Genomic DNA, 12,055 nt, shown 5'->3' on the forward strand with positions numbered 1-12,055 from the left:
ACTCGTAACCGGATGTTTAACAGCATATTGTCAAAAATAAGCAGCCTCTGACTATTTCTGTTTATAATAGGTCGATCTTACTGTTTTTTGAATTAATTCTGCCGGTGGGTTTTAATATTTACCCGGAATGACGTACATTTGTGATTCTAAATAGATAAGTACTGTATCTTAATTAAATGATCGTATCATTGAAACGCAGATTATCGCAAATTTACGCAAAGAATATCGTCCCTTAAGTGCAGCAAGCCATCTAATCTGCGATCATTTGCGTTTCAGTAAAACATTGGTATAGTATGAATTTAATTTGAAGTACCACTTAATGAACTATATGAAACTATATATTGCAGCTTTGTTGCTAACCTGTAGTGTGCAGGCTTTTTCGCAGGAAAAGCCACAGGTATCTTTTGTCCCGCCATTTGATTTTCCGCTGACTTTGAGTGGTAATTTCGGAGAGATACGTGCCAATCACTTTCACGGTGGGCTCGATTTTAAAACCGGAGGTGTTATAGGGAAGCCGGTTCGGGCGTTGGCAGATGGGTTTATTTCACGTATTCGTGTCACTCATGGATCGGGTTACGTACTTGATGTCTGTTATGATAATGGCTATTCTACTATCAATCGTCATCTCAGCGGATTTACAGGGGCTATTGCAAAGCGGGTAGAAGATTTGCAATATAAAGAGGAGAATTATGAAGTGGAGATTGTTCCCGAACCGGGTGAATACCCTGTCAAAGCAGGACAGCAGATTGCGTGGAGTGGTAATACAGGCTATTCTTTTGGGCCGCACTTGCACCTGGATGTCTTTGAAACGGCTACGGGTGATTATGTAGATCCGATGCCTTTTTTCCTTAAAAAGATCAAAGATACGACTGCACCGAAAGTGGAGGGTATTATGTTGTTTCCTCAACCGGGCAAAGGGGTAGTGGAAGGAAGTCCGGAACATCGTACATTCTTACCTAATGTGGCACATCCTGTTGAAGCCTGGGGAGTGATTGGCACCGGTATCAAAGCATACGACTATATGGATGGAGTACACAATCGTTACGGAGTACATACGGTTGTCCTTACCGTAGATGGGGAAGAGGTGTTTCGCAGCACTGTGGATCGTTTTTCTCAGGAAGAGAACCGGATGATAAATTCCTGGACATGCGGACAATACATGAAGTCGTTTATTGATCCGGGAAATACCCTTCGTTTGCTGAAGGCCTCTAATGGTAATCGCGGTTTGGTGACTATTAATGAAGAAAGAGACTATCAGTTTTTGTATACGCTGACGGATGCGTTTGGTAATACTTCACGATGTCGTTTTACGGTGCGTGGAAAAAAACAGCCGATAGAGCCGTTACAACACCGTGAGAAATATTTCTTTGTCTGGGATAAAACCAATTTTCTGCAAGAACCGGGGTTAACGTTGGTTGTACCCAAAGGAATGCTTTATGATGATGTTGCTTTGAATTATCAGGTAAAAGCCGATAGTGGTGCCATTGCTTTCACCTATCAGTTGCACGATAAACCTGTTTCATTGCATAACAGTTGTGAATTGCGCATTGGCTTGCGGCGTAAACCAATAGAGGATACTACGAAGTATTATGTGGCACGTGTAACTCCCAAAGGTTTGTATGGTGCAGGCGGTAAGTATGAAGACGGGTTTATGAAAACGCGCATTCGTGAGTTAGGCACTTATACGGTTGCAATAGATACAGTCCCTCCTGTGATTACTCCGGTCAATCCTAAAAATTGGGCACGTACGGGAGAAATAGTGTATACCATCAAAGATAAGTCTACCGGAATCCGTTCTTATCGCGGAACCATTGACGGGAAGTATGCGTTATTTGGCAGGCCCAATATGATTCGTTCACAGTACGTATACAAGCTTGATCCGAAGCGTGTGAAGAAAGGCGGTAAACATACAGTAGAGATGGTCGCCACGGACGACTGTGGCAATGAAACGGTGGTGCGTAACACTTTCGTATGGTAAATAATCACATAATTAAGTAATATAACAACAATGAACAAGAAACTGATCCTTTGTGCTGCCTTTCTTGTGGCGGCTGTGGCGAATGCTTTCGCTTGTACCAATCTCATTGTCGGTAAGAATGCTTCTGCTGATGGTTCAACCATCGTTTCCTATTCTGCCGATTCATACGGGCTCTTCGGAGAATTATACCACTATCCGGCTGCTACCTATAAGAAGGGAACTTTGCTCGATGTCTATGAGTGGGATACCGGTAAATATCTCGGAAAGATTGAACAGGCACGCCAGACCTACAATGTCATTGGTAATATGAATGAGTTTCAGGTGACTATCGGTGAAACAACTTTCGGCGGACGTCCCGAACTGGCCGATTCTACCGGTATCATCGATTATGGAAGCCTGATTTATATCGGTTTGCAACGTTCGCGTACGGCGCGTGAGGCTATCAAGATTATGACAGATCTCGTGCAGGAGTATGGGTATTATAGTAGCGGAGAGTCTTTCACTATTGCCGATCCTAATGAAATATGGATCATGGAACTGATAGGTAAAGGCCCCGGAATCCGTGGAGCTGTATGGGTAGCTGTCCGCGTGCCCGATGATTGTATTTCGGCACATGCCAATCAGTCGCGTATCCATCAGTTTGATATGAATGATAAAGAGAATTGTCTCTATTCGCCGGATGTGATTTCTTTTGCCCGCGAGAAAGGATACTTCAGCGGTGTGAATAAAGATTTTAGTTTTGCCGATGCCTATGCTCCGCTTGATTTTGGTGCACGCCGTTTTTGTGAGGCCCGTGTGTGGAGTTACTTCAATATGTTCACAGATCAGGGCAAGGCATTCCTTCCCTATATACAGGGTGAGACGAATGATCCCATGCCATTGTTTATAAAACCGAATCGTAAAATCTCCGTGCAGGATGTGCAGAATGCAATGCGTGATCATTATGAGGGAACTCCGCTCGATATTAGCAATGATTTTGGTGCCGGCCCTTATAAAACCCCTTATCGTCTCTCTCCGTTGAATTTCAAGGTAGATGGTCAGGAATATTTCAATGAGCGTCCTATTTCTACCCAACAGAGTGGTTTTGTATTTGTGGCACAGATGCGTGCCAGTATGCCCGATGCAGTGGGTGGAGTGCTCTGGTTTGGTACGGATGATGCGAATATGACAGTTTTCACTCCGGTATATTGCTGTACGGATAAAGTTCCAGTATGTTATACCCGCGTAGGTGGAGCCGATTATATTACTTTCTCCTGGGATTCTTCTTTCTGGATTTTCAATTGGGTATCCAATATGGTATATCCCCGCTATGACCTTATGATTGGTGATATCCGTGCTACACAGCACGAATTGGAAGGTACCTTCCATGAGGCACAGGCCGGTATTGAGAGTATGGCTACCCGTCTTTATCAGAAAAATCCGGATGAAGCAAAAGCTTTTTTGACCAATTATACCAATATGACGGCACAAAGCACTTTTGACACCTGGAAACGGTTGGGCGAGTTCATTATCGTGAAATATGCTGACGGAGTGATTCGTAAAATGAAAGATGGTAAATTTGAGCGCAACTCTATTGGTCAGCCGGCAGGTGTTATCCGTCCGGGTTATCCGAAAGAATTCCTTGAAGAATACGTAAAACAGACGGGTGAACGCTATAAAGTTTTTTGAGTTTTTAAGTTCTTAAGTTTTTGAGTTTGTTAGTTTCCGAAGAACTCAAATCATCTATACCTTATGGAGTTTGTCTCTATAGAGAAGACTGATCCAAAAACTAACAAACTTAAAAACTGACAAACTTAAAAACTTAAATTAGGAATTCTTATTTTATTCTTTTACATTTGTGACTCTGAGAAAAGATTAATCAAACATTAACCAATAAATAACAATCTAAATGGAGAATCAGGAACTCATCAAGCAGGTAACTGAGAAAGCCGAAAAATGGCTAACCCCGGCCTATGATGCCGAAACTCAGGCTGAAGTGAAACGTATGTTGGCAAACGAAGATAAAACTGAGTTGATAGAAGCATTCTATAAAGACCTTGAATTTGGTACAGGCGGTTTACGCGGTATCATGGGTGTTGGTAGCAACCGTATGAATACCTATACAGTGGGTGCTGCTACGCAGGGACTTTCCAACTATCTGAAGAAGAATTTCAAAGATCTCCCTCAGATTTCTGTAGTGGTAGGATATGATTGCCGTAACAACAGTGATCTTTTTGCCCGTATCTCTGCTGATATATTCTCTGGTAATGGTATTAAAGTGTATTTGTTTGAGGATATGCGCCCTACACCGGAAATGTCATTTGCCATTCGTCATCTTGGTTGTCAGAGTGGTATCATCCTGACAGCTTCTCACAACCCGAAAGAATACAACGGTTATAAGGCGTACTGGGACGATGGTGCACAAGTATTGGCTCCGCATGACAAAGGGATTATTGACGAAGTAAACAAGGTAACTTCGGCTGCCGATATTAATTTTAAGGGTAATCCTGATTTGATTCAGATTGTTGGTGAAGACATCGACAAACCTTATTTGGATATGGTAAAGACTATCTCTATCGATCCGGAGGCTATTGCTCACCAGAAAGATATGAAGATTGTCTATACACCGATTCATGGTACGGGTATGAAACTTATTCCGCGTGCATTGAAGATGTGGGGATTTGAGAATGTATATACCGTTCCCGAACAGATGATTAAGGATGGTAACTTCCCGACTGTAGTTTCTCCGAATCCGGAAAATGCTGAAGCATTGACTATGGCTGTGAATCTGGCTAAAGAGATAGATGCCGACTTGGTGATGGCAAGTGATCCTGATGCCGACCGTGTAGGTATTGCCTGCAAAGACGATAAGGGCGAGTGGGTGCTTATCAATGGTAACCAGACTTGTCTGATGTATCTGTATTACATCATCACTCAGTACAAGAAGTTAGGCAAGATGACCGGCAAGGAGTTCGTTGTGAAGACCATCGTAACTACTGAACTTATCAAGAAGATTGCTGAAAAGAATAATATTGAAATGCTCGATTGCTACACCGGTTTCAAATGGATTGCCCGTGAAATTCGTCTGCGTGAGGGTGAAAAAGTATATATCGGTGGTGGAGAAGAAAGCTATGGTTTCCTTGCCGAAGATTTCGTTCGCGATAAAGATGCTGTTTCTGCTTGTTGTCTTATCTCTGAAATAGCTGCATGGGCAAAAGATAACGGTAAGTCATTATATGAAATGCTGTTGGATATCTACGTAGAATACGGATTCTCCAAAGAAAAGGGTATCAGCGTAGTGAAGCCGGGTAAGAGTGGTGCCGAAGAGATCAAACAGATGATGGTAGACTTCCGCAACAATCCTCCACGCGAATTAGCTGGTTCTAAAGTAATTCTTTGGAAGGACTTCCAGACTTTGAAGCAGATTGATGCTGACGGTCGTGTGACGAAGATTGATATGCCGGATAAATCAAATGTTCTTCAGTATTTCACAGAAGATGGTGATAAGGTTTCTATCCGTCCGTCGGGAACAGAACCTAAGATTAAGTTCTATATCGAGGTGAAGGGTGAGATGGGCTGTCGTAACTGCTTTGCCAGTGCCGATGCTGCCGCTGACGAGAAGATCGAAGCTGTAATGAAATCATTAGGTATTTAGTGGTGCTTCCCGTACGGGGGAGATACGCCGAGCGATAATAAAAAAGCGGCTGGTTTGTGATGAACCAGCCGCTTTTTTATTACTTCATGCCTTTCAAAGACAAATATTTATTGGTATCTGTTTTCAATGTGCCAGTATGGTAGAATTATGTTTGAGAGGAGAAGAGTTTAAATTAGATCATTACTTAGATATAAAGTAGAAAAATCTTAGATAAATGCTGATATGGTGGTAGTGCTTGAAATTTTGAATTGGAAAAGTGTTTCAATAAACGTTCGTTTAATGACACATGTTTTTTTTAAAGATTTCAAACAGATAACGATTATAGAATAATAGGTTAAACCACCAATTTTATCAATCTGATAATATATTGAATATAAGAAATTTACATCTCTATTTTTCAATACCCTCAAAAATAATCATAAGAATATTTTGGCATTTCAGATATACGTTTTAACTTTGTGTCATTAAACGAACGTTTATTGAAACACTATTTCTATTTAAATGATTCGTTTACAATATTTTAAGTAATATTGTTATTTCATGTACCTCCTTCTGCGATAGTGGAGTGTTTTGAAATGATATGAATGCATTAAGATCTTCATCAATATTCGCATTACATAATTTAGCCGGGAGGTATTTCACTCTTCTGGTGTCCCCAAAGAATATCCTTTTGTGAACGATAAAACAACTATTTGCTGGTACGCTCTGCGTGTCACTTACGGCCGTGAGCTTACCTTGAAATCATATCTTGATAGCGAGGGTATCGAAAACTTTATCCCTATGCGTTATGAATTTATTTTGAAAAACGAGCGCCGCGTACGTAAATTAGTTCCTGCAGTTCATAATCTTATATTTGTTTATTCTTCCCGTAACCGTATTGATGCTATGAAGGAGTTGCACGGTACAACGTTGCCTATTCGTTATATTATGAATCGTGAGTGTCATCGTCCCATTATCATTCCAGACTCTCAGATGCGCAGTTTTATTGCTATTTCAGGGAATCACGATCAAGCTTTACTCTATCTCGATCCTTCTGAGCCGGCACTCCGTAAGGGAACCCGTGTACGTATCATCGGTGGCGTTTTTGCCGGTGTTGAAGGCGAATTTGTTCGTGTGAGGAATGACCGTCGCGTCGTTGTATCCATTGATGGAGTGATGGCTGTTGCCACTACTTTCATTCATCCTTCCCTTGTTGAACCTATTATTGAAAAATAATCATTGATATATGAATTCATTAGAATCTGAAGTTTCCGCCTTGTCTACCTTGGCGGACAAGTTGCTTTATCTCGGTATAGACGATACTCCTATTTACAGCGATGATTTTATTCGCTTGAATCACGAGGTTTTTCAAAAAGCCAATGCCTTATATCACCAGCGCGGTAGTACCTTTGAAGAGGAAGCTTCGCTGTGTCTAGCGCTCTTGAAAGGATATAATGCTACGATTTACAATGATGGGGATAAGGAAGAGCGTATTCAAACAATTTTGAATCGTTGCTGGGAAGTACTTGAACACTTGTCTGCCTCATTGCTAAAGGTACAATTGCTAACGTATTGTTATGGGGAAGTGTTTGAGGAGGAGTTGGCGAAAGAGGCAAATAAGATTATAGAAAGTTGGGAAGAGAAATTGTTGACAAAAGATCAAGTAGAAGTGATTGGATTTTTGAAGAGTTTGGAGGAAAATCCGTATCCTTGGAGTGACATAAAATAGGGTAAATGGTATACATTAGGTAAATCGTCTACAGAAAGAATTTTAATGTATTTCTTGATTAGTATTTCTGTATTGTATTTTTTGTTCTTTGGATATTTCAGACGGAAATTTTGCTATGATTGATCTGATAAATGGAGGAAATACTGGATATACTATATCTAATGAATATGATTTCATAAAAGGAATAGTCATATTGTCGGTTATTACTCACTATTTATTGTTGATATTTTAGTTCGAAAAGACTTCTTTTCTTCAATTTCATGTCGGGTAAATAGTTCTCTTACTTTTGTTAGTATAATTTTTAGTTTTATCTGTAACCTGTATTTTTGTGGCCGTTAATCAACTAAAAGCCGGAGCTTTACTCTCTTATGTTTCTATTGCCTTGAATATGGTGATAGGTCTTCTTTATACGCCCTATATGTTACGTATGTTAGGGCAATCTGAGTATGGACTGTATTCTTTAGCGGCTTCTTTAATAGCCTACTTAACAGTATTGGATTTAGGTTTTGGAAACGCAATTGTACGTTATACAGCAAAATTCCGTGCTGAAGGTAAGACTAATGAGCAGGAAGAGATGTTTGGTATGTTTTTCCTACTTTACATAGGTATTGGCTTGATTGCTTTAATCATTGGTCTGATTTTATTCTTGAATGTTGGTAATTTATTTTCAGCAAAGATGTCCGCTTATGAAGTTTCACGCATGCGAATAATGCTTGGGCTGATGACATTCAATATGGCTTTTACATTTCCGATGAGCATTTGGGGATCTATAATGACTGCTTATGAGCGATTTGTATTTCAACGCATTGTGAGTATTATTCGGAGTGTAATGAATCCGATTGTAATGGTAGCTCTTTTGGTTATTGGTTATAAGGCTGTAGTAATGGTTATTGTTACTACAATTTTTAATGTAGTCACTTTATTTATTAATTGGTGGTATTGTAAACACCGACTGAATATAAAAGTTCGCTTTGCACGTTTCAAATGGGAATTCTTAAGAGAAGTTTCCATTTATTCTTTTTGGATATTCTTAAATGTCATTATGGATAGAATTTATTGGAGTACTGGACAATTTATTTTAGGGATGTATCGTGGAACTGAATCTGTTGCAGTCTATTCAGTTGCTATACAGTTGAAAGATATGTTTTATATGTTTTCAACAGCTATATCTGGTGTCTTTTTACCTAAAGTGACAGCGTTGGTGTGTAAAGGAGTATCAGATAAAGAGGTATCGGATCTTTTTATTCGTACAGGTAGAATTCAATATATTTTAATGTCATTTGTTCTCACTGGTTTCATTTTATTAGGCCGCTCATTTGTGAATTTATGGGCGGGACCTGATTACAATCAATCTTATATTATCGCATTGTTGTTTTTTATTCCCACGTTAGTACCCTTGATCCAGAATTTAGGTATTACGATTTTAATGGCACGTAATCAATTAAGATTCCGTTCTTTGTTGATCTTGATAATTTCTGTTGCCAGTTTATTTTTAGCTGTTCCTTTAGCATATAGGTTTGGAGCTATTGGCTGCGCAATAGCAACCTCAATTGCAATTATAATTGGACACGGTATAATTCTGAATATATATTATGACAAAGAAATTCGTTTAGATATTTTACTTTTTTGGAAAGAGATCATAAAAATGTCATTTGTTCCGTTGATAATTATTATTATAGGGGGCATTGTATTGCGATTTATAGCAGTAAATACATTTACTTCTTTTGTAGTTGCAGGATTAGCGTTGACTGTGATATTTGTACCATCATTCTATTTCATTTCGATGAATAAGTCTGAGAGAGAATTGTTTACTAAGCCAATTATTCAATTAGTAAAGAGAATAAGATAAATAAAATGAAAGTACTTGTTCTTGGGGGCACTGGTGCCATGGGAATGCATTTAGTTGAAATACTGTCAGACGCAGGTATTGAAACGTTCGTAACATCTCGTAGTAGGCATGTATCATCAAAATTTAATGTTAAGTATATGCAAGGTGATGCTCATGATTTAATGTTCTTGAATAAAATTTTAAGAGAACATTGGGATGTTATTGTTGACTTTATGGCTTATTCAACAGAAGAGTTCATTGAACGAGTTGATTTACTATTAAAAGCGACTTCACAATATGTTTTTCTTAGTTCAGCAAGAGTTTATGCAAATTCAGAAACCATTATTACCGAAGAAACGCCTAGATTGTTAGATGTTTCGACCGATAAAGAGTATTTAACAACTGATGAATATGCTTTAACTAAAGCAAGGCAAGAAAACGTTTTAAGAACGTCTAAATATAAAAATTGGACTATAATTAGACCATATATAACTTATAGTGAAATCCGATTTCAACTTGGAGTCTTAGAGAAAGAAGCTTGGTTATATAGAGCTTTAAATGGCCGTACAATTGTCTTTTCAGATGATATAGCTTGCAAATACACAACTTTAACTCATGGCTTGGATGTCGCAAGAGGAATATGTAAAGTAGTAGGAAATTCAGAAGTATTAGGGGAAACTTTTCATATTACAACTACGAAATCTTGTCGTTGGAATGATATACTTTTTATTTATTTGGACGTGTTAAAGAATAAAATAGGTTGTTGCCCAAAAGTGTTAATGTTGGATAAATCTATGAATTTAAATTATGATTATTTGAAATATCAAGTATTATATGATAGGTACTATGACAGAAGGTTTGATAATACTAAGATCAGTAAATTTATTGATATTGATAGTTTTAAAAATGCTGAATTAGGTATAAGACTTTGTTTGGAAATTTTTTTAGAAACTCCAAAATTTAACACTATTAATTGGAGAACAGAGGCTTTAAAAGATAAACTTACAGGAGAAAGAACATTATTAAAAGAAATTCCAACATTAAAACAAAAAGTTAAATATCTATTATACAGATATGTATTTCTTAGCTAAAAGAAGTATTATAATGTGTTGCATATAGTGAATATTACAAATATTATAGGAAATATATGGAAAAATATTATGTAAGTGAACGTAATGTTCAGATTGTTCTATCTTTACTGAAAGTACATGGAGTTCGAAAAGTGATTGCTTCCCCAGGAGCTACGAATCTTACTTTGGTGGCTAGCATGCAGCAAGATCCATATTTTGAAATATATTCTTCAGTGGATGAACGCTCGGCTGCTTATATAGCCTGTGGTTTAGCTGCGGAGTCTGGAGAGCCAGTCGTTTTAAGTTGTACGGGAGCTACGGCTTCTCGTAATTACATGCCAGGACTAACAGAAGCTTTTTATCGGAAGCTGCCGATACTCGCTATTACATCTACTCAGAATATATCAAAGATAGGACATCATGTTGCACAAGTTATTGATCGTAGATCCTTACCTAATGATATTGCAAAGTTTAGTGTAAATATTCCAGCAATCAATGATGCTAGTGATGTATGGGCTTGTGAGATAAAAGTAAATCAGGCTATTTTAGAATTAAAACGACAAGGTGGAGGTCCTGTCCATATAAACCTTGCAACTACTTATAGTAGGGATTATTCCATAAAAGAATTACCTAAAGCACATGTAATTAATCGATTTTGTATGGAAGATAAATTTCCTGAATTGCCGGAAGGGAGAGTTGGAGTGTTTGTAGGTTCACATTTAAAATGGAACAAAGAACAAACTGAAATATTGGATGCTTTCTGTGCTTCAAATAATGCGGTTGTTTTTTGTGATCACACTAGTAATTATAAAGGAAAGTATCGAGTACTGGTTTCATTAATAGCACAGGACAATTATGAACCAGAGTTGAGTCATTTGGCTTTGTTAATACATATTGGAGAAATCTCAGGGAATTATTTTAAACTGAATCCCAAAGAAGTGTGGCGTGTCAATGCGGATGGTGAAATCCGTGATACGTTTCAGCGTTTAAGTTCTGTTTTTGAGATGTCTGAGCAAATATTTTTTAAATATTACATCAAAAATGACGGAATTATTTTTGATAGCTATTTGCAAGAATGCCGTGCTGAATATAATAATATATTTGAATCAATTCCTGAGTTACCGTTTTCTAATATTTGGATTGCATCTAAGTTATCTCCGTATATACCAGAAAATTCTGTTATCCATTTTGGCATACTCAATAGTTTAAGGTCATGGAATTTATTTGAGATACCTGGAAGTGTATATTCTTATTCTAATGTTGGTGGATTTGGTATTGATGGAGGCATTTCATCATTGGTCGGAGCTTCACTTTCGAATAAAAATAAATTATATTTTGGGGTATTTGGTGATTTAGCATTTTTTTATGATATGAATGTGTTAGGTAATCATCATGTGGGAAATAATTTACGCATTCTGATAGTAAACAACGGCAAAGGAACTGAATTTAAAAACTACGATCACCCAGGTGCAGCTTTTGGTGAAGATGCAGATCGATATATTGCAGCAGCTGGACATTATGGTAATAAATCTCGCACCCTTATAAAGCATTATGCGGAAGATCTTGGTTTTGAATATTTAGCTGCTGCAGATAAACATGAATTTGAACAGGTATATGAAAGGTTTTTGACCTCAAGTTTAACTTCTAAACCTATTTTATTGGAAGTATTTACTGATAGTGAGGATGAAAGTAAAGCTCTTTTAACAATTAGAAGTATACAAAAAAATTTTAAAGGAACCATGAAATCATTTATAATTAAATCTGTAGGACTTAATACAGTAAAATCTATAAAAAAGATTTTAAAAGGATGATTTTGAAATATTTGTTAACAATATAA

General features: G+C 37.7%; 8 protein-coding genes. All 8 read left to right on the forward strand.

Features of this window, described 5'->3' with window-relative positions; translation table 11 throughout:
* Nucleotides 1–328 precede the first annotated feature (328 nt).
* A complete protein-coding gene (locus ACESQI_RS02610) occupies nt 329–1,978 on the forward strand; it encodes a M23 family metallopeptidase (RefSeq protein WP_373125396.1) in 1,650 nt (549 codons plus the stop codon).
* A 30-nt stretch (nt 1,979–2,008) separates the two neighbouring features.
* Nucleotides 2,009–3,646, forward strand: a complete 1,638-nt coding sequence (locus ACESQI_RS02615) for a C69 family dipeptidase (RefSeq protein WP_002561365.1) — start codon at nt 2,009–2,011, stop codon at nt 3,644–3,646.
* Between the two features lie 220 nt (nt 3,647–3,866).
* Nucleotides 3,867–5,612 carry a phospho-sugar mutase gene (locus ACESQI_RS02620; RefSeq protein WP_007486519.1) on the forward strand — a complete coding sequence of 582 codons (1,746 nt, stop codon included), beginning with the start codon at nt 3,867–3,869 and terminating at the stop codon, nt 5,610–5,612.
* Nucleotides 5,613–6,284: 672 nt separating this feature from the next.
* A complete protein-coding gene (locus tag ACESQI_RS02625; protein ID WP_007486521.1) occupies nt 6,285–6,827 on the forward strand; it encodes a UpxY family transcription antiterminator in 543 nt (180 codons plus the stop codon).
* A gap of 10 nt (nt 6,828–6,837) precedes the next feature.
* Nucleotides 6,838–7,320: a UpxZ family transcription anti-terminator antagonist gene (locus ACESQI_RS02630; RefSeq protein WP_007486522.1), complete on the forward strand. Its 483-nt coding sequence runs from the start codon at nt 6,838–6,840 to the stop codon at nt 7,318–7,320.
* A 328-nt stretch (nt 7,321–7,648) separates the two neighbouring features.
* Complete coding sequence (locus ACESQI_RS02635) at nt 7,649–9,169, forward strand: oligosaccharide flippase family protein (protein WP_007486523.1); 1,521 nt, start codon at nt 7,649–7,651, stop codon at nt 9,167–9,169.
* Between the two features lie 5 nt (nt 9,170–9,174).
* The gene (locus ACESQI_RS02640) at nt 9,175–10,239 is read left to right on the forward strand and encodes an NAD-dependent epimerase/dehydratase family protein (RefSeq protein WP_007486524.1); all 1,065 of its coding nucleotides are present in this window, start codon (nt 9,175–9,177) and stop codon (nt 10,237–10,239) included.
* 56 nt (nt 10,240–10,295) lie between these two features.
* Nucleotides 10,296–12,029, forward strand: coding sequence for a thiamine pyrophosphate-binding protein (locus tag ACESQI_RS02645; RefSeq protein WP_007486525.1), 1,734 nt, complete (start codon nt 10,296–10,298; stop codon nt 12,027–12,029).
* Nucleotides 12,030–12,055 lie beyond the last annotated feature (26 nt).

It is taken from the genome of Bacteroides sp. HPS0048 (genome assembly GCF_964240755.1).
GTDB lineage: Bacteria > Bacteroidota > Bacteroidia > Bacteroidales > Bacteroidaceae > Bacteroides > Bacteroides nordii.